The organism is Streptomyces sp. NPDC045955 (genome assembly GCF_056430805.1).
On sequence record NZ_JBWKKY010000010.1, the window covers coordinates 325,726 to 350,354 of the forward strand.

Here is a 24,629-nt window from a genome sequence, read left to right on the forward strand (position 1 = left end):
CGCGCCGGGCGGGGAGCGTGCTCCCCGCCCGGCGCGGACCTCGCGGCGTCGGAGTCAGGCCGGCGTGATGACGAGCGCGGCGTTGTGGCCGCCGAACCCCAGCGACGTGCTGACGGCGACGTCCACCGGGGTGGTGCGCGGTTCGCCGCTGACCAGGTCCAAGTCGATGGCGGGGTCCGGGTTCTTCAGGTTCGCCGTCGGCGGCACCGTGCCGTGCTGCACCGCCAGCACCGTGTACGCCGCCTCGATGGCGCCCGCCGCGGCCAGCGCATGGCCGGTGACCCCCTTCGTCGACGTGACCAGGGGCCTGTCGCCCAGGACGCGGCGCAGCATCCTGCCCTCGACGAGGTCGTTCATCGCGGTGGCGGTGCCATGCGCGTTGACGTGCCGGACCTCTGAGGGGCCGGCGCCCGCGTCCGCCAGGGCGGCGCGCAGGGCCCGCTCGATGCCCTCCCCGTCAGGGTGCGGGGCGGTGGCGTGGTGGGCGTCGGAGGAGGATCCGTAACCGCTGACGACGGCGCGGATCCTCGCACCCCTGGCGCGGGCGTCCGCCTCCCGCTCCAGGACCAGCACGCCGGCCGCCTCGGCGGCCACGAACCCGTCCCGTTCCGCGTCGAACGGTTTCCCGGCCTGCTCGGGCGCCTCCCCCGACTTGGACAGGGCGCCCATCTTGCACAGCCCCGCCATCACCGTCGCAGTGAGCGCGGACTCGCTGGCACCCGCCAGCACGATGTCGCAGGCGCCGGAGCGCAGCAGGTCCCGGGCGGTGCCGATGGCGGTCGCCCCGGACGCGCACGCGGTGGCGGTCACCAGACTGGGCCCCCGGGCGCCGACGTCGATCGCCACGTAGCCGGCGAGCATGTTCGGCATGTACTTCGTCACCAGCAGGGGCGAGACCTTGCCGGCGCCGCGCTCGCGCAGCGTGTCGTGCTGCTCCGCGAAGGTGGCGGCACCGCCGAGCGAGTTGCCGAGCACCACCCCGACCCGGGTGCCGTCCCAGGCCGTGGAGTCCCATCCGGCGTCGGCGACGGCCATCCGGGACGCCACGACGGCGAGTTGGACGAAGCGCTCCAGCTGCCAGCCGGCGAAGCCGCCCAGCAGTTCACCGGCGTCGAAACCCGGTACCCGGCAGGAGAAGTCGACCGACAGCTCGGTGAGCGCGGGGTCGCGCGTGGCGCAGGAGCGTCCTGACAGCACCCGCTCCCAGTTCTCCTCCAGGCCGATTCCTGCCGGGGTCACCAGGCCCAGGCCGGTGACGGCCGTGCCGTGTGTGGGACCGTCCGCCATCAGACCGCCGCTCCCTTGGCCGACAGCAGCTGGACCAGGTCGTCCAGGGTGTGCTCCTCGGTGAGCTCGCCGTCGGCTATCTCGACCCCGAACTCCTTGTCCAGGACGAGGCCGAGCTCGATCAGGACCAGGGAGTCGAAGGACAGTTTGCCGAGCGTCACCTCGGACGCGATGATCTCCGGCTTGACCTTGAACTGGTCGGAGAGAAGGACCGAGACCCGCTCCGCGATCGCCTGCATGGTGTTTCTCCTTGTGGTGCGGTGAGTGATGAGAGGTGAGGGTGGCTGTGAGGGCGGGCCGGCGTCAGACCGCCGTGATGTCGGGCCATACGAGGGCCACCGACCCCCAGGTGAGCCCCCCGCCGAACCCGCCGAGCACGACGCGCTGGCCGGGGAGCAGTTCACCGTCGGCCGACGCGTCGGCCAGGGCCAGCGGGATCGAGGCCGCGACGGTGTTGCCGACCCGCTCGATGTTGGCGGGGAACCGTTCGAGCGGTACGTCGATGCGCTCGGCGACCGCTGCCAGGATCCGCGCGTTGGCCTGGTGGAGGACGACCTTGTCGATGTCCTGAACCGCCCAGCCCGCGGCGTCGGCCGTCGTCGTCACGGAGGCCGCCATGTGGCGCACGGCCTCCGCGAACACCGGGCGGCCCTCCATGGTGAAGTAGGAGGCCTCCGGCGCGGCCGGACGGCCGGTGGACCGCTGTCGTGAGCCGCCGGCCGCCACCTGGATGAGGTCGCTCTGGCCGCCGTCGCTGCCGAGGTGGAGCCCCTTCAGGGCGCCCGGCTCCGTCGCCGCGCCGGCGCGCAGGTACACCGCTCCGGCGCCGTCCCCGAAAATGGCCCGGGTCGTGCGGTCGGCCGGATTGAGGATGGTGGAGAAGGTGTCCGCCCCGATGACCAGGACGGAGCGGGCGAAGCCCGCCTGGACGAAACCGGCCGCCGCCCCCAGCGCGTAGACGAAGCCCGTGCACACGGCGGCGATGTCGAACGCGCCGACCCCGCCGAGCCCCAGCCGGTCGGCGACCTCGGGCGCGGTGGCCGGGCAGGGGCGGTCCGGGGTGCTCGTGGCGACCACGACGACGTCGGCCCGCTCCTCGCCCGCGGACTTCAGGGCCCTGCGCCCGGCCTCGACGGCGAGGTCACCGGTCGATCCGCCCGGGTCGACGACGTGCCGCCTGCGGATCCCGGTCCGGCTGCTGATCCACTCGTCCGAGGTGTCCAGTTGCCGGGCGAGGTCGTCATTGGTGACCACGGTGGGCGGGACCCAGCTGCCCAGCCCGGCGACGACCGCCGCGCGGTCCGGGCCGGTCATCCGGCGTCTCCGTCACCGTGCGAGTCGTTCGGGGTGCTGCTGTCAGCCACAGCCGTTGTCGCTGTCGTAGCCGTCACTGCGTCGTTCCTCCTGGCTGTCGTGGTGCACCGATGTGCTGTGGCGCCGTCGGAGTTCTCACTCTGGCAACGCGGGCTCCGCTTTCCCTCACGGGCGGCCCACGCAGGGGACATGTGGCACTCACGTCGGCCGTGAGCGGCACATGAGTGGTGCGTAAGTACGCGCTGCCAGCCTGGAATGCGTCCGGCGGCGGCCCTGTGCCGCGGTGCAGGCGACCGTGGGCCGGACACCCCTTCAACGACCCCGCTCACGACCGCGCACGAGGAGAACTGAGTGCAGCAACGCAGGATTGGCACGAACGGCCCGGTGGTCTCCGCCATCGGTCTCGGCTGCATGGGGATGTCGGAGTTCTACGGTCCGACCGACGAGGCCCAGAGCCTGGCGACCCTCCAGGCGGCCCTGGACAGCGGGGTCACGCTGCTCGACACCGCCGACATGTACGGCAAGGGCCACAACGAGAGCCTGGTGGGCCGGGCCATCGCGGGCCGGCGCGACCAGGTGGTCCTCGCGACCAAGTTCGGCATCCGGCGCGACGACAGCGACCCGAGGCAGGGCCGGAACATCGACTCCAGCCCGGAGCACTGCCGGCGGGCCGTCGACGCCTCCCTCCAGCGCCTGGGCGTCGACCACATCGACCTCTACTACCTCCACCGCAAGAGCCCCGACATCCCCGTCGAGGAGACGGTCGGAGCCATGGCGGAACTCGTGCGGGCCGGCAAGGTCGGGCACCTGGGGCTCTCCGAGGTGACCGCGCAGACCCTGCGCAGGGCGCACGCCGTCCACCCCATCGCGGCCCTGCAGACCGAGTACTCGCTGTGGACCCGTGAGGTGGAGGCCGAAGTCCTGCCGGTGGCCCGGGAGCTGGGCACGTCGCTCGTGGCGTACTCACCGATCGGGCGGGGTTTCCTGACCGGTGCGATCAGCCGGCCCGAGGACCTGGACCCCACCGACTTCCGGCACTCGCACCCCCGCTTCCAGCAGGAGCACCTGGCGCGCAACATCCGGATGGTCGAGCGGCTGCGCGAGCTCGCGGAGCTGTACGGGTGCAGCCCCGTACAGCTGGCCCTGGCCTGGCTGCTGGCCCAGGGCGACGACATCGTCCCCATCCCGGGCACGCGCCGGATCGGCTATCTGCGCGAGAACGTCGCCGCCGCGGAACTGCGGCTCACCGACGAGCAACTGGCCGCCGTGTCGGCCGCGGTGCCCCACCACGTCGTCTCCGGCGAGCGCTACGACCCGGCGGGCATGGCGACCGTCGGTCACTGACGCCCGTCACTCTCCCCCGTCTTCACTCTCTTCAGCAGCACTCTCTTCACCAGGTAACGAGGAATTCCATGGCAGACAAGCTCAAGCAGCTCAAGCTGGCCGCCGTCAACATCGACGGCGTCCTGCTGAACGACACCTTCAGCCCCGTCATCCACAACTTCATCGTCAGTCGTGGCGGCGAGTACACCGCCGACGTCGAGCGCAGCATCTTCTCCCAGCCGCAGCTGGTCGGCGGCCAGGGCATGGCGAACGCGGCACGCGTTCCGTGGACCGCCCAGGAGGCGATCGACGTCTACTTCAAGGAGCGGGAGGAGTACACCCGCGAGCACCCGGTCGAGCTGCTCGACGGCGCGATCGACCTGCTGCGCCGGCTGCGCGGGCTGGGACTGAAGACGGTCAGCTACGGCGGCCTGGACAAGTCGCACTTCGACCACTTCCTGGGCGAGCACGGCGACCTCTTCGACGAGCCCGGCTACGTCTGCACCAACGACTTCCGCCCCGGCCTGCGCGAGATCACCACCGAGGTCTTCGGCCTGAAGTACGACGAAGTGCTGTTCATCGACGACGTGGCCCGGGTGGCGGAGGTCGCCAAGGCCCTCGACATCCCCTTCATCGGCCACCCCAGCTCCTTCGAGCACAGCTTCCAGCCCCAGCTGATGCGCGAGAGCGGCGCCCGGCACATCGTCGACTCGCTGCACTCCATCGACGAGGAGCTGCTGCGCACCCTCGACTCCGAGGCCGCCGCGCACTCCGTCTGGCGCGACTGAGCCCACGCACCGCCCCGCGCGCCGGACCGCCCCCGGCCGGTCCGGCGCCGCCGGGGCCCCTCCCTTTCCCCGCGCGGTCCCGGCCCTTCCGGCCGCGCTCCCCACCACCCAGGAGTTATGCCTTGGACCGCGCCGCTTCCCCGCAGACCGTGCTGCTCGACTTCGACGGAGTGCTGAGCCTGAACGCGTCGAGCCTGCTGCTGCTCGCCCTGCACGAAGGCATCAACCGCCACACGGAGTTGCCGATCGAGGCGACGGTCACGCAGTTCAAGGCCATCAGCACCTTTCCCCAGCGCGAGAGCCTGCGCGTGCTGTTCGCGGGCCTCGGTATCGAGCAGCACCTCAACGCCGAGATCGACGCGCTCAGGTCGCTGACCGCCGTGCGGGGCACGCCGCTGGCCCTCGGCGAGGGCGTGGAGGCGTTCTGCGCGCAGCAGCGTGCGCGGGATGTGCGGTTGCGGGTCTTCTCCACGATGGACCGCACCACCGCGCGCCGCTCGCTGCTCGACGGGTTGTTCCGCCCCGAGGACTACGTGGCCCTCGACCACGCCTCCAAGGCCGACCCGGACACCTACGCGGCGCTGCTCGCGGCCGAGGGCGAGGTGGACCCGGCGAAGTGGCTGCTGGTGGACGACTCCCCGCTCGCCCTGCGCGCGGCCAAGATCGCGGGGCTGCGTACGGTGCTGATGCGCGGCGCGGTCTTCTCGGATGACGACGTGTCGGCGTTCGGGTCCTTCATCGACGCGCAGGTGACCTCGTTCGCGGAGCTCGGCGCTCTCCTCACCGCCGAGGACGACCGGCAGGCCCGGGCCCCGCTGCCGGCCTCCCGGCTCTGACCACGCACCCGACCCGTTTCGCCCCAGAATTGATAGGTTTCGATGTCCCAGTCACTTGCTGATTCCGAGCTGTCACCACCCAGGGCCGTCCCTGCGGAGACCGCCCCCAATCCCACGCGTGTGCTGGTGGCCATCGCCCTGGCCGCCGTGATGCTGCCCATCTCCGTCACGGGGCCGGGAGTCGCCCTCGCCGAGATGTCCGGCGCGCTGCACGCCTCGGCCGCCTCCACCCAGTGGGTGCTGAACGCCTACAACGTGGCGTTCACCGCCTTCATGCTGGCGGCCGGTTCCGCGGCCGACCTCTTCGGGCGCCGCCGCCTGTTCCGGAGCGGCACGGCCGTCTTCGCGCTGACCTCGCTCGTCGCGGGCACCGCGCCCACCATTCTGCTCGTGGACCTGGCGCGCTTCGTCCAGGGCATGGGCGCGGCCGCGGTGCTCACCAGTGGTTCCGCGCTGCTCGCCCACACCTTCAGCCGGGCCGCCCGGGCCAGGGCCTTCGGCATCTTCGGCGCCTCGATCGGGTTCGGCCTGGCGATGGGCCCGTTCGTGTCCGGTCTGCTGGTGGGCGTCGCGTCCTGGCACGCGGTGTTCCTGGTCAACGTCCTGCTCGGCGCGGTCGTGCTCGTCCTGGCACGCACGCTGCCCGAGTCGAAGAACCCGGGGGCGCGGCGCATCGACCTGCCCGGCGTGCTGACCTTCACCCTGGCCCTCATGCTGCTCGCCCTCGGCTTCGTCGAGGGGCCCTCCCAGGGATGGGGCGGCATCGTCACGCTCGGCTCCTTCGCGGGTGCGGCGCTGTTCCTCGCCCTGTTCGTCGTGGTCGAACTGCGCGTCGCCGAGCCGATGTTCGACCTGAGCCTGCTGCGGCGCCCCACGTTCGTCGCCATCATCTGGCAGCCGGTGAGCATCGTCTTCGCGTTCGCGGCCCTGCTCGTCTACCTGCCGCCCTACTTCCAGGGCGCGGGCGGTGCGGGCTCGACGATGTCCGGAGCGATGCTGCTGCCGCTGACGCTGCCGGTCTTCGTCCTGCCGCTGTTCACCCCCGCCCTGGTGCGGTTGCTGTCCGTTCGGATGCTGCTGGCCGTCGGACCGGCGGTGCTGGCCGTCGCGCTGTTGCTGATGACGTTCACCGACCCGGTGTCCTCCCGTACCGGGCTGTACGCGGCGCTGCTGCTGGCCGGTGTCGGTATCGGTCTGGCCTTCGGCGTCATGGACAACGCGGCGGTCAGCGTGGTGCCGGCCGAGCGCAGCGGTATGGCGTCGGGCATGTTCAACACCCTCCGGGTCGCCGGCGAGACGATCGGCGTGGCGTGTGTCGGCGGGCTGCTGCTCACCTCGACCCGTCAGCAACTGTCCGCGGACGACGGTGCGATGGCCGACGACGTGGTGCAGGGCCGGCTGGGCTCCGTGCGCGCGAGCGGCGGTCAGGACCTGGTGGACCGGGCGGTCCAGGGTCTCCAGCACGGCTGGGGCGTCGTCTACGTGGTGCTGGCCTGCGTGGCCCTCGCCGGGGCCATCGCCATCTTCACCATGGTCCGTGACCGTGACCTGGACCAGTCCTCCACCGCTCAGGAGGGGTGAACCCCTCCCCGCTCCCCCACGGAACGAGAAGACCGTCCGGACCCCACCTCATGGGGTCCGGACGGTCCTTCTTGTATCACCGTCCCGCGCTGCCGCCGCGTTCCAGCCTGAAGGCGGCCCGGGCGACCCCGCGCCCGCCCTGTTCGAACGTCACGGGGATCGAGACGGTGCCGGCGTCGGCCGCCTGCCCGTGGCCGTCGGCGACCACCGTCAGGGGCTCGTCGAGTTCCGCGTAGGCACCGAACGAGGCCTCGAGACCGGTGAGCGACCACGACGCCGCCGGAGCCCCGAAGAGCTCCTCGGCGGTCAGCAGGGCCGTCTGCCGTCCCGCCTCCATCAGCACCATGCCGGGCACGTGGTCCTGGGCGTGGTCGAACAGGCTGGGGTGCCCGCCGGCCACCAGCAGCCGTGCCCGGACCTGCCGGTCCTCGGTGACCGGGTCGAGCAGCACCACGTTCTCCGGCCGCTCCCGGCCCACGCGCCCGGGCCTGACGAGGCCCTCCGTGGCCGGGCGGCGGTACGACTCGGACGTCGGCGTGCTCCCGCCGTCCCGTCGGCCGCGGAGCATCCCGTACACGCTGTCGGCGACGTACTTCACCCGCATCGTCACCTCGCCCACCGGCCGCCCGGACACGGTGATCGCCATGCGGTACCGCAGACCGCGCAGCGACCCGCCGACCCACTGCGCGTCGTGCGTCGTGGCCGCGATCGTCACCTCGGCCGGCCCGTGGACCCGCTCCAGCGCGGACAGGCCCGGCAGGTCCATCGACCACTGCTGAAGGACGAACTTGGTGCCGTTCGGCGCCCCGAAGTGCGCGTGCACCGCGTGCGTCTCGGCCTGCCGGCAGCACTCCAGCAGGAAGAGCGGATCGACCGCGGAGCCGGTCGTGTGGTCGGTGTAGTAGGCGTGGGACGGCGGCAGTTGCGCTCCGGCCACGAAGTGGTCGTCGTCGACCGCCCTGCTGTCGGTCAGGAACACCTCCGACAGCGCCCGCCGGTGGACGAGTCCCTTCGCCACGGTGTGCTCGAAGGTGAGCGCGCGCAGCGCGGCCCCCACATGGTTCGTCTCGGCCATCACGGTCACGCGAATCCCCTTTTTCCAGACTGTCCTTGACGACGGCCACGCTCGCAGCGACGGCTCACGCACCCCTCACGTGCCCATCACGCCCGGACGAAGAGGGCTAGCCGAGGATCCCGCGGTCGTACGCCACCGCGACCGCCGCCGCCCGGTCCTTGACACCGAGCTTGGCGTACAGGTGCGTGAGGTGGGTCTTCACGGTCGCCTCGCTGATGAACAGCTCGCGGGCGATCTCTCGGTTGGACGTGCCTTGGCGACCAGGGCCAGCACCTGGCGTTCGCGGGCGGAGAGCGGCTCGTTGCCGGGTGCCCGGGGAGCGCGGACGGCGGTGACCAGGCGGGAGGCCACGGCCGGGGAGAGGACCGTACGGCCCTGCGCCGCCGCCCGTACGGCGGTGAACAGTTCCTCGCGGGGGGCGTCCTTCAGCAGGTAGCCGGTGGCGCCCGCCTCGATCGCGGGGAGCGTGTCGGAGTCGGTGTCGTAGGTGGTGAGGACGAGGACCTGGGCGCGGGCGCCGGTGCGGGTCAGCGCGCGGATGGCGTCCACTCCCCCGCCGCCCGGCATGCGCAGGTCCATCAGGATGACGTCCGGATCGAGGTCTGCGGCGAGGGAGAGCGCCTCGACGCCGTTCGAGGCCTCCGCGAGGACCCGGAAGCCCGGCGTGGATTCGAACATGCCGCGCAGGCCGTCCCGTACGACGGGGTGGTCGTCGACGATGAGCAGGGTGATCGCGGCGTCACCCGCAGCGGCGTCACCGGTCGCGGCGTCAGCCGTAGCGGCGTCTTCAGTCATGGCGGACCAACGGTACGCGAGCGGAGACCGCCGTACCGTGGCCCGGCTCGGACTCGACGGTGAGGGAGCCGGCGATGCGTTCGGCGCGGGCCCGCATGCCGTCGAGACCGAAGCCTCCCCCGCTCGAATGAAGTCGAGAGTGCGGGAGGGTGCGGGCGGGGGCGGCGAGCGGGTCGAAGCCGCTGCCATCGTCGCGGATGTCGAGGGTCACCTCGTCCCCGAGGAGGGACAGGGTGACGCCGACGCGGCCGGCGGACGCGTGCCGGGAGGCGTTGGAGAGGGCCTCCTGGACGATCCGCAGGAGGGTGGCCGCGACCTCCTCGTGGAGCTGCTCGGCGGTGCCGGTGACCGTGAACTCGGCACGTACGCCGGTCCGTTCGCCCCACTCGGCGACCGTCTTCTTCAGGGCTTCCGGCAGTCCGGCGTCGGTCAGCGCGACGGGGGCGAGGTTGTGCACGGAGCGGCGGGCCTCGCCGAGACTGTGCCGGGCCAGGTCCGAGGCGCGTTCCAGGTGCGTGTGGGCCACCGCCAGGTCGGGGGCGTTCGCGACGACCTGGAGCTGGGCGATGATGCCGATCAGCCCCTGGGCGATCGTGTCGTGGATCTCGGCGGCCAGCCGCCGGCGTTCGTCGGCGACACCCGCCTCCCGGGCCTGGACTAGGAGCTGGGCGTGCAGGGCGGCGTTCTCGTCCAGGGCCTGTTGCAGGGCGGCGTTGGTGCGTTCGAGTTCGGTGATGGTGACGGCCCGCTCCCGGGAGCGCTGTTCCTCCTGCTGGGTGATGTGGCCGACCACCGTCAGCAGGCCGAAGTTCACGACCAGCAGCCCGCCGAACAGCAGCCACTGGGTCGGGCTGCGGATCGGCATCCCGCCGGACTGCGAGCCCGCCACCACGACGACGGTGGCCAGGAGGCCGAGCCACTGCCGGCGTTTCCCGCGGATCAGTTCGCCGCTGTCGAAGTAGCCGGTGGACGCGTAGAACCGATGCCGAAGACCTCGCCCTCCTCGACGGCGAAGGAGAGACCGTCGACGGCCGGGCGGCCGGCGTAGGCCTTGCGCAGGTCGGTGACTTCGATGACGGACATGTGTCGAGGGTCCCGGCGGCGGCCGGGTCCGCGCATCGGCCATCGCGCTCGAACGGACATCATCCGATCGGCTGATGCCGTCGTACGACCCCTCGAACGCGCAGGTCGTAGGGCCGACACCCGAGTTCGGTACGGCGAAAACCCGGTGGGCAGTGTCAGTGGCGTTCCGTAGGCTCGCTGCTGATGGCCACCACACCCGCCCCCGCCCGGAACCGTTCCACCGTGCGTACGCTGCTGCGCCTGTGGCCGTATGTGCGGCCCGTGCGGATGCGGCTGTTCACCGCCGCGTTCGTCGCGATACTGGCCTCCTGCGTGGGCCTGGTGATCCCGCTCGTCCTGAAGTGGATGGTGGACGGGCCGATCGCCGACCGGGACCCGGGCGGGGTGTGGCTCGGCGCGCTGTACCTGCTGCTGCTCGGCTTCGCCGAGGCCCTGTTGTTCGGGCTGCGGCGGTGGCTGGTGGCCCGGCCGCTCGCCCGCGTCGAGGCGTCCATGCGGGCGGCTCTGTACCGGCACCTTCAGCGGCTGCCGGTGGCCTTCCACGACCGGTGGGCCTCGGGGCAGTTGCTGTCCCGGGGGACGACGGACCTGATGCTGCTGCGCATGTTCCTCGCCTTCCCGCTGACGTTCCTGCTGGTCAACAGCGTGACGATCGTCGTCGGCGTGGTCATCATGCTGCTCCAGGACTGGACGCTGGGGCTGGTGATCCTCGGGCCCGCCGTGCCCGTCATGGTCACCTGCGTGATCTTCGAGAAGCGGTACGCCAAGGTGGCCCGGCTCGCCCAGGACCAGGTCGGCGACCTGACGACGGTCGTCGAGGAGAGCGTGCTCGGCGTCCGCATCATCAAGGGCTTCGGCCGGCACCGCAGCCAGGCCCGGGCGTTCCGGGAGCTGTCGGGGACGCTGCGCGGCACGGAACTGCGCAAGGCGCGGCTGCTGGCGACGATCTGGGGCGTCATCGTGACGCTGCCGGAGGTCGCGATCGGGGCGGCGCTGGTGGTCGGGGTGGTGCAGGTGGCCGACGGGGGGCTGTCGGCGGGGACGCTGGTGGCGTTCCTGTCCACGGCGCTGGCGTTGCGGTGGCCGGTGGAGTCGATCGGCTTCCTGCTGGCGATGAGCCAGGAGGCGGCGACGGCGACGGAGCGGTATTTCGAGGTGATGGACGAGGGCGCGGAGGAGCAGGGGGGTGCCGGTGACGCGGCGTCGGTGCCCGCCGCCCGGCCCGGTCTCCAGTTCCACGACGTCACCTTCCGCTACCCCGACGCCCCGCCCCACTCCCCTCCCGTGCTGGACGGGGTCGACCTCCACGTCCGCCCCGGCGAGTCCATGGCCCTGGTCGGCACGACGGGCAGCGGCAAGACGACCCTCACCGCGCTCATCCCCCGCTTCTACGAGGTGACGTCGGGCCGTATCACCCTCGACGGCGTCGACATCACAACCCTGTCCAGGCAGGAGCTGCGCGCCAGGGTCGCGGTCGCCTTCGAGGAGCCCACGCTCTTTTCGGCCGCGGTCGCCGACAACGTTCTCATGGGCGCCGACGACACGGCGGGCCCGGCCGATTTGGAGCGTGCCCTGGCCGTCGCCCAGGCCGACTTCGTGTACGCGCTGCCGCAGGGGACGGACACACAGGTGGGCGAGCAGGGCCACAGTCTCTCCGGAGGGCAGCGGCAGCGGCTGGCACTGGCCAGAGCCGTCGTCGGGCAGCCGGAGTTCCTCGTCCTGGACGACCCGCTGTCGGCCCTGGACGTGCACACGGAGGCCGCCGTGGAGGCGGCCCTGCGGCGGGTCCTCGCGGACACCACCGCCCTGATCGTGGCGCACCGCCCGTCCACCGTGCTGCTCGCCGACCGGGTCGCCCTGCTGTCCGGCGGCCGGATCACCGCGGTCGGCACCCACCACGAACTGCTGAGTACGAACGCCGAGTACGCGCACTTGATGTCCGGCGAACAGTCCGCCGAACCGTCCGGGGAACAGTACGGCGAACCGTCCCGGGAACAGTCCGGCGAACCGTCCGGGGAACAGCAGGACGAACAGTCAGGCGAACAGGAGGGCGCACGATGACGGCGGCCACCACCGCACCGGCCGGCGGGACACCCGACGGCGGGAAACCCGACCGGACACCCGACGGCGGGAAACCCGACCGGACACCCGACGGTGGGAAGCCCGACGACGCGAAGCCCGACGCCAGGAAGCCGGACGACGGGAAAGCCGGCAGTCGGGCCCCGGCCACCGGCGATCCCTTCGACCGGGACGTCCTGCCCACTCCCCCGGGCGCCACCGCCGCCCTGCTGCGCTCCCTGCTCGCGCCCATGAAGGCCCGCGTCACGGTCACGACGCTCCTGCTGCTGCTCCAGCAGGCGGTCGTGCAGGCGGGCCCGCTGCTCGTGGCGTACGCCATCGACCGTGCCGTGCCGGCGTTCCGGGCGCAGGACGACGGGCCGCTCATCGCGGTGGCCGTCGGCTATCTGGCGTGCGCGCTGGCCGCGGGCGGGCTCCAGTTCGCGTTCGTCGCCGCCGCGGCCCGCGTCAGCCAGGACGTGCTGCTGGACCTGCGCGGCCGGATCTTCCGCCACGCGCAGGCGCTGAGTGTCGACTTCCACGAGCGCTACACCTCGGGCCGGCTCATCTCCCGCTCCACCACGGACGTGGAGTCGCTGCGCGAGCTGCTGGACGAGGGCCTCCAGGAACTCGTGACGGTCATCCTGTCGTTCGTCTACATCTCGGCCATGCTCCTCTGGCTCGACCTGGGCCTCGGTGGTGCCGCGGTGGCGTCCCTGGTGCCGCTGCACGCGCTCGTGCGGTGGTATCAGCGGCGGGCCGGCCGGGTGTACCGGGCCCGGTCTACGGCGATCGCGGCCGTCATCGTGAAGTTCGTCGAGACCATGAACGGCATCCGCCCGGTGCGCGCCTTCCGCCGCGAGACCGTCAACGACGCGGACTTCGGCGCGCTCAACCAACGGCACGAGCGGACCAACGGCGACGCGACGCTGGAGATGGCCCGGTACGTCACCGGTTCGCGGCTGGTGGCCAACACGGCGGTCGCCTCGATCGTGCTGTGGGGCGCCTACCGGGTCGCCGACGGCACGCTGGCCCTCGGTGTGCTGGCGGCGGCGGTGCTGTACCTGCGGCGCCTGTACGACCCCATCGACCGGCTCGGCATGTTCCTCAACTCGTACCAGTCGGCGGCGGCCTCGCTGGAGAAGATCGCCGGGCTGCTCGCCCAGACCCCGTCGGTCCCCGAGCCGGCCACCCCCCGGCAGCTCCCGCCGCTCGAGAGCGAACACCCCGGCCGCGACGTGGTCTTCGACGGCGTCCGCTTCGGTTACCGCACCGGCGGCGACGTGCTGCCCCGTTTCGACCTGACGATCCCGGCCGGGCAGACGGTCGCGGTCGTCGGCTCCACGGGCGCCGGCAAGTCGACGCTGGCCAAGCTGCTCGCCCGGTTCTACGACCCGTCCGAGGGCCGGGTACTGCTGGACGGCGTCGACCTGCGCGACCTCGCCGTACCCGAACTGCGGCGCGGGGTGGTCATGGTGACGCAGGAGGCCTTCCTGTTCTCCGGCACGGTCGCCGACAACATCGCGATCGGCCGGCCGGACGCCTCCCGCGAGCAGATGGAGCGGGCGGCGAAGGAGATCGGCGCGCACGACTTCATCAGCTCCCTGCCCGACGGCTACGACACCGACGTACGCAAGCGGGGCGGCCGTATCTCGGCCGGTCAGCGGCAACTGGTCGCCTTCGCCCGGGCGCTGCTGGCCGATCCGGCGGTGCTGATCCTCGACGAGGCGACCAGCTCGCTGGACGTCCCGGGCGAGCGGGCGGTGCAGCGGGCGATGGCGACGGTGCTCAAGGGCCGTACGGCCGTGGTCATCGCGCACCGGCTGTCGACCGTCGAGATCGCGGACCGGGTCCTGGTGATGGAACACGGGAAGATCGTCGAGGACGGTGAACCGGCCGAACTGATCGCGGGCACGGGCAGGTTCGCGGATCTGCACCGGGCCTGGCGGGACAGCCTGGCGTAGGACGGCGGAGGAGGGCGGGCGGATGATCGACGCGTACGAGGACCCCGGCACACCCGATCACCGGGGCGGCGCCCGTTACCTGTGACCTTGCGTGAAAGCCCCGGCGTTCACGTCGGGGATGAAACGCATCTCAGGACTGCTCTGACCCGCAGCCTGGAGCGGACGTTTTTGCTGCTCGATGTACTGGCGGACGAGCGCCAACGGTGCTCCGCCGCAGGAGACGGCGAAGTACGAGGGCGACCACTGGTGCCCCTGCATGATGGCGCGGTCTGTGGGGCAGGTGAGCTCTCCCCCAGCCTTCGGCCGAAAGGTACCCCCAGCCGTATCCGGCGGCGTAGACGCCCTTGAGGCTGTTGACCAGTTTCGAAACGGCGGCCTTCGGCGGGTAGTGCACCAGCAGGTGGACGTGACACTGTTCGCCGTTGGCCTCCTTCAGCTCCGCCTCGAAGTCCTCGCAACGAGTGATCCCTTCGCGGCGTCGTCGGCCAGGCGGTGTGGCCCGGCACACCGAGCGCGCCCTGGCCGCCGTGCTCGAAGGGCGCACGGTCATCGCCGTCGCCCACCGGCTGCACACCGCGCACGACGCCGACCGGGTGGCCGTGGTGGAGGACGGCCGGCTGACCGAACTCGGCACGCACGACGAGCTGGTGGCGGCGGGCGGGGCCTACGCGGCGCTGTGGCACTCCTGGCACGGAGACCTGCCCGACACCGGGGAATCCGTCCGCGCGCCCCTCCGTGGATCCGTCCGCATAGCGAACACGGCTTTCCGGTCAACGAACCGTTTCCGGCCATACTCTTGACGCGCCCCTGACAGAAAGCGCACTCGCCTGCGACGCTTCCCACGACTGCTCCACAGCAACCCCACAGCAACACCTCCACCTCCCCAGGCCGGGCGACCCCCGGTCCCGCAGAAGGAGTCAGTGTTGAGAAGCAGTTCCTCGCGAAGAAGCACCTCCCACAGACGCACTCCCCACACCCCCCGCCGTACCGCGGCCGTGGCCCTCGCCGGCGTCGCCGCGCTGATCGCCGCCGCCGTACAGAGCGGCACCGCCACCGCGGCCCCTGCCACGGCACCGTCGGCCGCGAGCAAGGCGAACCCCGGCTCGGAATCGGTCCGGCTCACCCCCGCCCAGCGCGCCGCGCTGATCCGCGCGGCCGACGCCGGCAAGGCGCGGACCGCGAAGGACCTGGGCCTCGGCGCCAGGGAGAAGCTGGTCGTCCGCGACGTCCTCAAGGACCGCGACGGCACCGTGCACACGCGCTACGAGCGCACCTACGACGGCCTGCCGGTCCTCGGCGGCGACCTGGTCGTCCAGAGCACGAAGGCGGACGGCACCGCCTCCGTCGTGAAGGCCACCCGCGCCGCGATCAAGCCGGCCACGACGAAGGCCGCGGTGCCCGCCGCGCAGGCCCGGCGGCAGGCCCTGGCCGCGAGCAAGGCCGAGAAGGCCAAGAGCCCCGGCGTCAACCGCGAGCCCCGCAAGGTGATCTGGGCCGGGAACGGCAAGCCGGTCGTGGCCTACGAGACGGTCGTCGGCGGTTTCCAGCACGACGGCACCCCGCAGGAACTGCACGTCGTCACCGACGCCACCACCGGCGAGAAGCTGTACGCGTGGGAGGCGATCGAGACCGGCACCGGCAACACGGTGTACTCCGGCACGGTCGACCTCACCACCACCCAGTCCGGGTCGGCGTACAACCTCACCGACGGCGCCCGGGGCGGCCACAAGACGTACAACCTCAACCGCGGTACCTCCGGCACCGGCACGCTGTTCTCCGGCTCCGACGACGTCTGGGGCGACGGCAGTCCGACCAACCTGGAGTCGGCCGCCGCCGACGCGCACTACGGGGCCGCGCTGACGTGGGACTACTACAAGAACGTGCACGGCCGCAGCGGCATCCGCGGTGACGGCACGGGCGCGTACTCGCGGGTCCACTACGGCAACAACTACGTCAACGCGTTCTGGTCGGACGGCTGCTTCTGCATGACGTACGGCGACGGCTCGGGCAACGCGAACCCGCTGACGTCGATCGACGTGGCCGCGCACGAGATGACCCACGGGCTCACCTCCAACACCGCCGGCCTCAACTACAGCGGCGAGTCCGGCGGCCTGAACGAGGCGACCAGCGACATCTTCGGCTCGACCGTCGAGTTCTACGCGAAGAACTCCTCCGACGTCGGTGACTACCTCATCGGCGAGGAGATCGACATCAACGGCGACGGCACCCCGCTGCGCTACATGGACAAGCCCAGCAAGGACGGCGCGTCCAAGGACGCCTGGTACTCGGGCATCGGCTCGATCGACGTGCACTACTCCTCGGGCCCCGCGAACCACTTCTTCTACCTGCTGAGCGAGGGCAGCGGCACCAAGACCATCAACGGTGTCAGTTACGACTCGCCCACCTCGGACGGCCTTCCGGTCACCGGCATCGGCCGGGACAAGGCGGAGAAGATCTGGTTCCGCGCGCTGACCACCAAGTTCACCTCGACCACCAACTACGCGGGCGCCCGTACCGGCACCCTCGCGGCGGCCGGTGAGCTCTACGGCACCGACAGCGCCGAGTACAAGGCGGTCCAGGACGCGTGGGCGGGCGTGAACGTCGGCACCCGCTCGGGCGGCGGAGGCGGCGGCGGTACGTCCTTCGAGAACACGGCCGACGTGGCGATCCCCGACCGGGGCGCGGCGGTCACCTCGTCCGTCACCGTCTCCGGCCGGACGGGCAACGCGCCGTCCAACCTCCAGGTCGCCGTGGACATCGTCCACACCTACATCGGTGACCTCAAGGTGGAGCTGGTCGCCCCCGACGGCACGGCGTACACGCTGAAGGGCTACGGCACCGGCGGCAGCGCGGACGACATCGCCACCACCTACACGGTGAACGCCTCGTCCGAAACCGCCAACGGCGTCTGGCAGCTGCGGGTCCAGGACAACGCGGCCCGCGACACCGGTTACATCAACAGCTGGAAGCTCACCTTCCCGTAGGCCCGTTCGCGGTCCGCCCAGGACAGGGCGCCGCCCCGGCGGGTTCGACTCCCCCGGGACGGCGCCCGCTTCACGTGCCCGGGCGTACACCTCGTCGTCGATTTCCGGCCAACATCACGCGCAGTCCTGACATGTACGCGTCTCAAGTGTCACTCTTCCCCCACCCGCCGCACAGCACCACAGCACTTCCCCCACACCTAGGAGCTTGTGTGTCCACCTCTCTCTACGCGCGTCGCAAGCGCACCACGCTCGCCATCGCCACCGCCGTCGCGGCCGGTGCGCTGCTCACCACCGGTCTGACCTCCGGCAGCAGCGCCGCCGCCGACGCCTCCTCCAAGCCGGCTCTCGCGGCCGCCCCCGTCCTGCTCTCCGCGCCCGCCCGCACCGCCCTGATCAAGGAGCAGCAGGCGGACGCCGCGAAGACCGCGGACGAGATAGGCCTCGGCGAACAGGAGAAGCTCGTCGTCAGAGACGTCGTGAAGGACGCCGACGGCACGGTCCACACCCGCTACGAGCGCACCTACGCGGGCCTGCCGGTCCTCGGCGGCGACCTCGTGGTGCACACGTCGAAATCCGGCGCGGCCAAGGGCGTCACCAAAGCGACGAAGGCGAAGCTCGCGGTCGACTCGCTCAAGCCGGCCGTGACCGCCGCCAAGGCCGAGAAACAGGCCGTGACGCTCGCGAAGGCTGCCGGTTCGGAGAAGACCGAGGCGAACTCCACGCCCCGCAAGGTGATCTGGGCGGCCGACGGCAAGCCCACCCTCGCCTACGAGACGGTCGTCGGCGGCCTCCAGGAGGACGGCACCCCGAACGAGCTGCACGTCGTCACCGACGCCGCCACCGGCAAGAAGCTCTACGAGTACCAGGGCATCGAGACCGGCACGGGCAACACCACGTACAGCGGCAAGGTCACCCTCGGCACCACCAAGTCCGGGTCCTCGTACAACCTCACGGACGGCACGCGCGGCGGCCACAAGACGTACAACCTCAACCGCGGCACCTCCGGCACCGGCACGCTCTTCTCCGGCTCCGACGACGTCTGGGGCGACGGCAACCCGTCCAACCTGGAGACCGCCGCCGCCGACGCGCACTACGGCGCCCAGGTGACCTGGGACTTCTACAAGAGCACCTTCGGCCGCAGTGGCATCCGCAACGACGGCAAGGCGGCGTACTCGCGCGTCCACTACGGCAACAGCTACGTCAACGCGTTCTGGTCGGACAGCTGCTTCTGCATGACCTACGGCGACGGCTCGGGCAACACCCACCCGCTGACCTCGCTCGACGTGGCCGCCCACGAGATGAGCCACGGCCTGACCTCGGCCACGGCCCGCCTCAACTACAGCGGCGAGTCCGGCGGCCTGAACGAGGCCACCAGCGACATCTTCGGCGCGGGCGCGGAGTTCTTCGCGGGCAACGCCTCCGACGTCGGTGACTACCTCATCGGCGAGGAGATCGACATCCGCGGTGACGGCTCCCCGCTGCGCTACATGGACAAGCCCAGCAAGGACGGCGACTCGGCCGACGCCTGGTCGGCCGGCCTGGGCGGCCTCGACGTCCACTACTCCTCCGGCCCCGCCAACCACTTCTTCTACCTGCTGTCCGAGGGCAGCGGCTCGAAGACCATCAACGGCGTGACCTACAACTCGCCGACGTCCAACGGCTCCACGGTCACCGGCATCGGCCGCACCAAGGCGCTGCAGATCTGGTACAAGGCGCTGACGACGTACATGACGTCGACGACCAAGTACGCGCAGGCCCGCACGGCGACCCTGAACGCGGCCTCGGCGCTGTACGGCGCGTCCAGCACCGAGTACAAGGCGGTCGCGGCCGCCTGGTCCGCCGTCAACGTCGGCTGACCGAGGCAGGACCGAGGGCGGTACCCGGACCGAAGGCAGACCCGGGTACCACCCTACTCTTGGTGACCATGTCTTCGGAGGACTTCACCTACGCCGATGTCGGCGCCACCCGCGACCAGGGCTTCTGCCCGCCGGGCTTCCACCCCATGAACGTGCGCACGCGCCTCGGCGAGGGCGAGGAGGTCTTCCGCCGGGCCTCGGAGGCGGTGCTCACCTGGGAGATGCACCGCGCCCTGGGCGTCGGCATCGACGCCGGCGCGGACCGGGCCGCCCCCGGCGTCGACGTCACCGTCACCCTCGCCGGCATGATCAAGGCCCCCTGCCGTGTCGTGTGGACGATCGAGGAACCCCGCCGCGCCGGCTGGGCCTACGGCACCTTGCCCGGCCACCCCGAATGCGGCGAGGAGTCCTTCGTGGTCGACCGCACGGGAGACGGCACGGTCTGGCTGACCGTGAACGCCTTCAGCCGCGGCGCGAAGTGGTACGCGAAGGCGGGCGGCCCGGCGACCAGGGGCTTCCAGCACGCGTATGCACGCAGGTGCGGCACCGTCCTACGGAACCTTGCAACGCAGGGTGGTGCTGATACCTAGGGGCGCGGGGCCGTCTCGATCTGCGGCTCCGCCGCGGGGCGCGACCAGCCCCCACGCACCCGCCGACAACACTCAACGCATCAACAGCCCCGCAGCCTCGACAAGCTCCTCAGAGGGCCCGGCCACCAAGCCCAGCTCAGCGCTGGAGGCCAACAGTCGATGCGCGGGAAGGATCCGCACCGTGTAGCCGAACGGCCCGGTGCGATCGAGGGACAAGGGCCCCTCATACACCCAGCGTCCGTCCTGATCGGGAGATCCCACCGGCTTCAGCGGAACGACCGCCGCGTCGCCGATCCGGTCCTCTTCGTCCACCCGCCCGGAAACCGCCTGGACCTCGACGTCATCAGGGCCGAGGTCCCCGAGCCCCACCCGCACCCGCAACCCCAGCGTCGTCCCCAACTCCGCCAGCGCCGCCGAAGACGACGTCTCCACATGGTCGACGGTGACGGCCGGCCAGGCCCCCCGCACCCGCCCCTTCCACTCGGCGAGCTCCCGCGCAGCGTCCGGATCCATGGAGCGGTGGGCGAGCGCCGCCGGCGTGTAGAGCCGCTCGACGTACTCCCGGACCATGCGCCCGGCCAGCACCTTCGGCCCGAGCACGCTCAGGGTCTGGCGGACCATCTCGATCCAGCGGTCGGGCAGCCCGCTCTGCCCTCCGCGCTCGTAGAAGCGCGGCGTCACCCGCTGCTCCAGCAGGTCGTACAGCGCCGCGGCCTCTATGTCGTCGCGGTGGTCCGGGTCGGTCCCCACACCGTCGGCCGTGGGGATGGCCCAGCCGAAGTCCGGCTGGAACCACTCGTCCCACCAGCCGTCCAGGACGGACAGATTCAGACAGCCGTTGAGGGCCGCCTTCATCCCGGACGTGCCGCAGGCCTCCAGCGGGCGAAGGGGGTTGTTCAGCCAGATGTCGCACCCCGGGTACAGCTTCTGCGCCATCCCCATGCCGTAGTCCGGGAGGAACACGATCCGGTGCCGTACCCGCGGATCGTCCGCGAACCGCACCAGCTCCTGCACCAGCCGCTTCCCGCCGTCGTCCGCGGGGTGCGCCTTGCCCGCCACGACGATCTGCACCGGCCGCTCGGGGTGCAGCAGCAGGTCCATCAGCCGGTCGCGGTCGCGCAGCATCAGCGTCAGGCGCTTGTACGACGGGACGCGCCGGGCGAAGCCGATGGTGAGGACGTCCGGGTCGAGCACGCCGTCGATCCAGCCCAGCTCGGCCGTGCCGGCCCCGCGCTGCCGCCAGGAGGCCCGCAGCCGCTCCCGCACCTCCGTCACGAGCTGCTCGCGCAGGCCCCGCCGCAGCTCCCAGATCTCCTGGTCGGGGATGTCCGCCACCGCGTCCCAGCGGTCCGAGCCGCCGACGGTCAGCGCGTCCTCGGCGCGGTGGATGCCGACCTGCCGGGCGCCGAGCCGGAACACCTCGGGGGCGACCCAGGTGGGGGCGTGCACCCCGTTGGTCACGGAGGTGATCGGCACCTCCTCGGCGTCGAAGCCGGGCCACAGGCCGGAGAACATCTCGCGGCTGACGTTGCCGTGCAGCAGGGACACGCCATTGGCGCGCTGGGCGAGGCGCAGGCCCATCACGGCCATGTTGAACAGGTTGGGCTCGCCGCCGGGGTAGGTCTCCATGCCGAGCTTGAGGACGCGCTCGACGTCGATGCGGGGCAACTCGGCGTCGGGGCCGAAGTGGCGGGCGACCAGCTCACGGTCGAAGCGGTCGATGCCGGCCGGGACGGGAGTGTGGGTGGTGAAGACGGTCCCGGCGCGGACCGCCTCCAGCGCCGAGTCGAAGTCCAGGCCCTGGGAGCACAGCTCGGCGATCCGTTCCAGGCCGAGGAACCCGGCGTGTCCCTCGTTCGTGTGGAAGACCTCCGGCGCGGGGTGCCCGGTCAGCCGGCAGTACGTGCGCACCGCCCGGACCCCTCCTATGCCGAGCAGCATCTCCTGGAGGAGCCGGTGCTCGCTGCCGCCGCCGTAGAGCCGGTCGGTCACGCCGCGCTCGCCGAGGTCGTTCTCCTCGACGTCCGAGTCCAGCATCAGCAGCGGGACCCGGCCGACCTGCGCGAGCCAGATCCGGGCGTGCAGCTGCCTGGCGCCGGGCAGGGCGAGGGCGACCTGGGCGGGGGTGCCGTCGGCCTCCTCCAGGAGGACCACGGGCAGCTCGTTGGGGTCGAGGACGGGGTAGTGCTCCTGCTGCCAGCCGTCCCGGGACAGGGTCTGGCGGAAGTAGCCGTGCCGGTAGAGCAGGCCGACGCCGATCAGCGGGACACCGAGGTCGCTGGCCGCCTTCAGATGGTCGCCGGCCAGGATGCCGAGGCCGCCGGAGTACTGGGGCAGGGCGGCCGTGATGCCGAACTCGGGCGAGAAGTAGGCGATCGCGGCGGGCAGTTCGTCGGGCTGGGTCTGGTACCAGCGCTCGCCGGTCATGTAGTCGTTCAGATCGTCCGCGACCGCGGCGAGGCGGCGCAGGAAGCGGCGGTCTTGGGCCAGGTCCGAGAGCCGCGCGGGCGGCACGCTGCCCAGCAGCCGGACCGGGTCGCCGCCCGAGGCGGACCAGCGCTCCGGATCGACGGACTGGAACAGGTCACGGGTCTCCGCATGCCACGACCAGCGCAGATTGCGGGCCAGATCGCTGAGCGGCCGGAGGGGCTCGGGGAGAACGGGTCGGACGGTGAATCGACGGATCGCCTTCACGGGTTCCACCTCGGCGCGTTCGCAGGATGACGCAGGGTTCTGACACAGGGCTTCATCGACGTCACCTACGACAGTACCGGCGTCGGTGCCGCCTCCGGTGAAGCTCCGCGACCCAATCCCCGATCGTCCGGAACCGCCCCATCCGCGGATATGGCCGATTCCGCCCCCGTAGGCGTCCTTGTGGCGCTTCACACGCCACGAGAGGCTGCCCCTGGCGTACCGGGCCCGCGCCTGCCGTACGCGGCGCCGCGCGGCAGCCGTACGCCGAGTCGAGGAGGGGAACTCGGACCATGGCACGGACGCACACACGGCGTCTGCGCTGGACGGGGGGCCTGGCGGCGGCGATCTGTGCTGCGTCGTTTTCGGCCACCACCCTGCCCGCGCACGCCGTACCGGAGGGGCGGATACTCGGCGCCGGGCAACCCGGCTCCGTGCACGGAAGTTACCTGGTGACGCTGAAGGAGGGCACCCGGGCACCATCGGCGGCCGGAAAGGCCCTCGCGGAGAAGTACGGGGTGCGGATCAGCCACACCTACGGCACGGTCCTGAACGGCTACGCGATCAGGACCGACGAGAGACGGGCCGGGCGGCTCGCCGCCGATCCCCGGGTCGCCTCGGTCGTCCAGGACACCCGCGTCCGGCTGGACCGCACACAGCCCCGGCCGCCCTCCTGGGGCCTGGACCGCGTCGACCAGACGGGCCTGCCACTGGACCGGAGCTACACCTGGCCCGGGTCGGCGGGCGCCGGGGTGAGCGTCTACGTGATCGACACCGGCGTCCGGACCACGCACCGGGACTTCGGCGGCCGGGCGAGCCACGGCTGGGACTTCGTCGGGAACGACAGGGTCGCGTCGGACGCCAACGGCCACGGCACGCACATCGCCGGCACGGTCGCCGGGAGGACCCATGGTGTCGCCAAGCAGGCCCGGGTCGTCTCCGTGCGCGTCCTCGACGCGGCGGGGGCGGGCACCACGGCCCGGGTGATCGCGGGGATCGACTGGGTGACCCGGCACGCGAGGAAACCCGCCGTCGCCAACCTCAGCCTGGGCGGCCCGCGCAACGAGCGGCTGGACGCCGCCGTCCGCGCCTCCATCGCCTCCGGCGTCACCTACACGGTCGCCGCGGGCAACGACGGCAGGCCGGCCGGCCAGTACTCCCCGGCGGGCGTCAAGCAGGCGATCACGGTCGGCGCGACCGACCGGAGGGATGCAAAACCGGCCTTCTCCAACCACGGCCCGGCCCTCGATCTGTTCGCCCCGGGCGTGGGCATCACCTCGGCGTCAGCCGCGAGCGACACCGCACGGGTCGCCTTCTCGGGCACCTCGATGGCGGCGCCGCACGCCGCGGGCGCGGCCGCGCTGTATCTGGCCGATCATCCGAAAGCGGCTCCGGCCCAGGTCACGAGGGCTCTGACCACGGGAGCGGCGACCGGGAAGATCTCCGGGCGGGGTCCCGGCTCACCGGACAAGTTACTGCGGGTGCCGCACGGCTAGGGCGAAGGAGCAGCCACGCGCAGGGGCCGGCCTCGTCCGTGGCGGACGAGGCCGGTCTTGTGTGTCGACATACGCGTGAGTAGTTAACAAAGTGCCGGATTGCCCACCCGAATAGGGTGGGAAGGCTCCTCCGGGTACCCCTCTCAGGAGCACCATGCAGGACCCACCTCCCCACAGACATCCGCCCACCCACGTTGACGCGGACAGGAGCGGTCATGCCCGCCAAGCACCATTCGTCACCACCCCCCACCCGCCGGACCGGGGCGCGCGCGCCCGGCGGCGAGTCCCGTCCCGCACGCCCGGCCGACGCCGGTCCGCAGATTCCGCAACCACCCCCCGTGGGCGAGGCGACCGCCGTCGGACGCATACCCGTTCTCGATGTCCGCCCGGTCGTCCAGCGCGGACGCCGACCGGCCAAGGCCGTGACCGGCGAGACGTTCGAGATCTCGGCGACCGTGTTCCGGGAGGGGCACGACGCGGTCGCTGCCAATGTCGTCCTGAAGGATCCGGAGGGCCGCCCCGGTCCGTGGACGCCGATGCGTGAGCTGGCTCCGGGGACGGACCGGTGGGGCGCCGAGGTGACCGCCGGGGAGCCCGGCCTGTGGTCGTTCACGGTGGAGGCGTGGGGCGACCCGGTCAGCACCTGGCGCCATCATGCGCAGATCAAGATCCCGGCGGGCATGGACACGGACGTCGTGCTGGAGGAAGGCGCGCGCCTGTACGAGAGGGCGGCCGCCGGGGTGCCCGAGGAGGAGGGCCGCCGGGAGGTGATCCTCGGGGCCGTCGCCGCCCTGCGGGACGAGAACCGCCCGGCGGCGGCGCGGTTGGCGGCGGCGCTGACGCCGGAGGTGGACGAGGTCCTGGCCCGCCATCCGCTGCGGGACCTGGTCACCACCTCCGAGCCACTG

The 24,629-nt window shown here is 71.8% G+C and carries 16 protein-coding genes and 5 pseudogenes; 12 read left to right on the plus strand and 9 right to left on the minus strand.

Features of this window, described 5'->3' with window-relative positions; all coding sequences use genetic code 11:
* Positions 1 to 54 precede the first annotated feature (54 nt).
* From AC07F0_RS22915 to AC07F0_RS22925, 3 genes are all read right to left on the minus strand, one after another.
* The gene (locus tag AC07F0_RS22915) at positions 55 to 1,287 is read right to left on the minus strand and encodes a beta-ketoacyl-[acyl-carrier-protein] synthase family protein (protein ID WP_478981379.1); all 1,233 of its coding nucleotides are present in this window, start codon (positions 1,285 to 1,287) and stop codon (positions 55 to 57) included.
* Positions 1,287 to 1,526 (minus strand): acyl carrier protein, encoded by a 240-nt coding sequence (locus tag AC07F0_RS22920; protein ID WP_020272690.1) that lies wholly within the window; start codon positions 1,524 to 1,526, stop codon positions 1,287 to 1,289. The genes AC07F0_RS22915 and AC07F0_RS22920 overlap by 1 nt, the downstream gene beginning before the upstream one ends.
* A 64-nt stretch (positions 1,527 to 1,590) precedes the next feature.
* On the minus strand, positions 1,591 to 2,601 hold the full coding sequence (locus tag AC07F0_RS22925; protein WP_478981381.1) for a beta-ketoacyl-ACP synthase III: 1,011 nt from the start codon (positions 2,599 to 2,601) through the stop codon (positions 1,591 to 1,593).
* A gap of 351 nt (positions 2,602 to 2,952) precedes the next feature.
* Here AC07F0_RS22925 and AC07F0_RS22930 point away from each other — a divergent pair, with 351 nt between their 5' ends.
* The 4 genes from AC07F0_RS22930 (at position 2,953) to AC07F0_RS22945 (ending at position 7,129) form a co-directional block, all read left to right on the plus strand.
* On the plus strand, positions 2,953 to 3,945 hold the full coding sequence (locus AC07F0_RS22930; protein WP_478981383.1) for an aldo/keto reductase: 993 nt from the start codon (positions 2,953 to 2,955) through the stop codon (positions 3,943 to 3,945).
* Between the two features lie 68 nt (positions 3,946 to 4,013).
* Positions 4,014 to 4,712, plus strand: a complete 699-nt coding sequence (locus AC07F0_RS22935; protein ID WP_478981385.1) for an HAD family phosphatase — start codon at positions 4,014 to 4,016, stop codon at positions 4,710 to 4,712.
* Positions 4,713 to 4,834: 122 nt separating this feature from the next.
* Complete coding sequence (locus AC07F0_RS22940) at positions 4,835 to 5,548, plus strand: HAD family hydrolase (protein ID WP_478981387.1); 714 nt, start codon at positions 4,835 to 4,837, stop codon at positions 5,546 to 5,548.
* Between the two features lie 120 nt (positions 5,549 to 5,668).
* Positions 5,669 to 7,129, plus strand: a complete 1,461-nt coding sequence (locus AC07F0_RS22945; protein WP_478981388.1) for an MFS transporter — start codon at positions 5,669 to 5,671, stop codon at positions 7,127 to 7,129.
* A 76-nt stretch (positions 7,130 to 7,205) separates the two neighbouring features.
* On the opposite strand, the gene AC07F0_RS22950 is transcribed toward AC07F0_RS22945, so the two are convergent.
* The 4 genes and pseudogenes from AC07F0_RS22950 to AC07F0_RS22965 form a co-directional block, all read right to left on the minus strand.
* On the minus strand, positions 7,206 to 8,204 hold the full coding sequence (locus tag AC07F0_RS22950) for a ScbA/BarX family gamma-butyrolactone biosynthesis protein (protein WP_478981430.1): 999 nt from the start codon (positions 8,202 to 8,204) through the stop codon (positions 7,206 to 7,208).
* Between the two features lie 106 nt (positions 8,205 to 8,310).
* Positions 8,311 to 8,999: pseudogene (locus AC07F0_RS22955) on the minus strand (response regulator).
* Positions 8,992 to 9,978: pseudogene (locus AC07F0_RS22960) on the minus strand (sensor histidine kinase); the annotation flags it as partial. The pseudogenes AC07F0_RS22955 and AC07F0_RS22960, both read right to left, overlap by 8 nt.
* 2 nt (positions 9,979 to 9,980) lie before the next feature.
* A pseudogene (locus tag AC07F0_RS22965) lies at positions 9,981 to 10,082 on the minus strand (ABC transporter ATP-binding protein); the annotation flags it as partial.
* A 183-nt stretch (positions 10,083 to 10,265) separates the two neighbouring features.
* On the opposite strand from AC07F0_RS22965, the gene AC07F0_RS22970 reads away from it, so the two are divergent.
* Positions 10,266 to 12,143, plus strand: coding sequence for an ABC transporter ATP-binding protein (locus tag AC07F0_RS22970; RefSeq protein ID WP_478981390.1), 1,878 nt, complete (start codon positions 10,266 to 10,268; stop codon positions 12,141 to 12,143).
* Complete coding sequence (locus AC07F0_RS22975; RefSeq protein ID WP_478981392.1) at positions 12,140 to 14,104, plus strand: ABC transporter ATP-binding protein; 1,965 nt, start codon at positions 12,140 to 12,142, stop codon at positions 14,102 to 14,104. The genes AC07F0_RS22970 and AC07F0_RS22975 overlap by 4 nt, the downstream gene beginning before the upstream one ends.
* Before the next feature lie 159 nt (positions 14,105 to 14,263).
* Here the strand turns inward: AC07F0_RS22975 and tnpA are convergent.
* A pseudogene (tnpA, locus tag AC07F0_RS22980) lies at positions 14,264 to 14,561 on the minus strand (IS200/IS605 family transposase); the annotation flags it as partial.
* 40 nt (positions 14,562 to 14,601) lie between these two features.
* Here tnpA and AC07F0_RS22985 point away from each other — a divergent pair.
* From AC07F0_RS22985 to AC07F0_RS23000, 4 genes and pseudogenes are all read left to right on the plus strand, one after another.
* Positions 14,602 to 14,904, plus strand: a pseudogene (locus AC07F0_RS22985) (hypothetical protein); the annotation flags it as partial.
* 123 nt (positions 14,905 to 15,027) lie between these two features.
* Positions 15,028 to 17,088, plus strand: a complete 2,061-nt coding sequence (locus AC07F0_RS22990) for a M4 family metallopeptidase (RefSeq protein ID WP_478981394.1) — start codon at positions 15,028 to 15,030, stop codon at positions 17,086 to 17,088.
* Between the two features lie 209 nt (positions 17,089 to 17,297).
* Positions 17,298 to 18,944, plus strand: a complete 1,647-nt coding sequence (locus AC07F0_RS22995) for a M4 family metallopeptidase (RefSeq protein WP_478981396.1) — start codon at positions 17,298 to 17,300, stop codon at positions 18,942 to 18,944.
* A 68-nt stretch (positions 18,945 to 19,012) separates the two neighbouring features.
* The gene (locus AC07F0_RS23000) at positions 19,013 to 19,534 is read left to right on the plus strand and encodes a DUF1990 domain-containing protein (protein ID WP_478981432.1); all 522 of its coding nucleotides are present in this window, start codon (positions 19,013 to 19,015) and stop codon (positions 19,532 to 19,534) included.
* A gap of 72 nt (positions 19,535 to 19,606) precedes the next feature.
* Here the strand turns inward: AC07F0_RS23000 and AC07F0_RS23005 are convergent, their stop codons facing one another.
* Complete coding sequence (locus tag AC07F0_RS23005; protein WP_478981398.1) at positions 19,607 to 22,228, minus strand: glycosyltransferase family 1 protein; 2,622 nt, start codon at positions 22,226 to 22,228, stop codon at positions 19,607 to 19,609.
* A gap of 290 nt (positions 22,229 to 22,518) precedes the next feature.
* Between AC07F0_RS23005 and AC07F0_RS23010 the strand changes: the two genes are divergently transcribed.
* Both AC07F0_RS23010 and AC07F0_RS23015 read left to right on the plus strand, forming a co-directional pair.
* Positions 22,519 to 23,721, plus strand: a complete 1,203-nt coding sequence (locus AC07F0_RS23010; RefSeq protein WP_478981400.1) for a S8 family peptidase — start codon at positions 22,519 to 22,521, stop codon at positions 23,719 to 23,721.
* A 215-nt stretch (positions 23,722 to 23,936) separates the two neighbouring features.
* Positions 23,937 to 24,629 (plus strand): maltotransferase domain-containing protein (locus AC07F0_RS23015; RefSeq protein WP_478981402.1); only part of this gene is annotated, 693 nt, incomplete at its 3' end.

Bases quoted from the DNA above. Each gene is read 5' to 3' on its own strand.
- AC07F0_RS22935 (WP_478981385.1), top strand. From the start codon at position 4,014: ATGGCAGACAAGCTCAAGCAGCTCAAGCTGGCCGCCGTCAACATCGAC.
- AC07F0_RS22975 (WP_478981392.1), top strand. From the start codon at position 12,140: ATGACGGCGGCCACCACCGCACCGGCCGGCGGGACACCCGACGGCGGG.
- AC07F0_RS22950 (WP_478981430.1), bottom strand. From the start codon at position 8,204: ATGGCCGAGACGAACCATGTGGGGGCCGCGCTGCGCGCGCTCACCTTC.
- AC07F0_RS22925 (WP_478981381.1), bottom strand. From the start codon at position 2,601: ATGACCGGCCCGGACCGCGCGGCGGTCGTCGCCGGGCTGGGCAGCTGG.
- AC07F0_RS22915 (WP_478981379.1), bottom strand. From the start codon at position 1,287: ATGGCGGACGGTCCCACACACGGCACGGCCGTCACCGGCCTGGGCCTG.
- AC07F0_RS22970 (WP_478981390.1), top strand. From the start codon at position 10,266: ATGGCCACCACACCCGCCCCCGCCCGGAACCGTTCCACCGTGCGTACG.
- AC07F0_RS23000 (WP_478981432.1), top strand. From the start codon at position 19,013: ATGTCTTCGGAGGACTTCACCTACGCCGATGTCGGCGCCACCCGCGAC.
- AC07F0_RS23010 (WP_478981400.1), top strand. From the start codon at position 22,519: ATGGCACGGACGCACACACGGCGTCTGCGCTGGACGGGGGGCCTGGCG.
- AC07F0_RS22920 (WP_020272690.1), bottom strand. From the start codon at position 1,526: ATGCAGGCGATCGCGGAGCGGGTCTCGGTCCTTCTCTCCGACCAGTTC.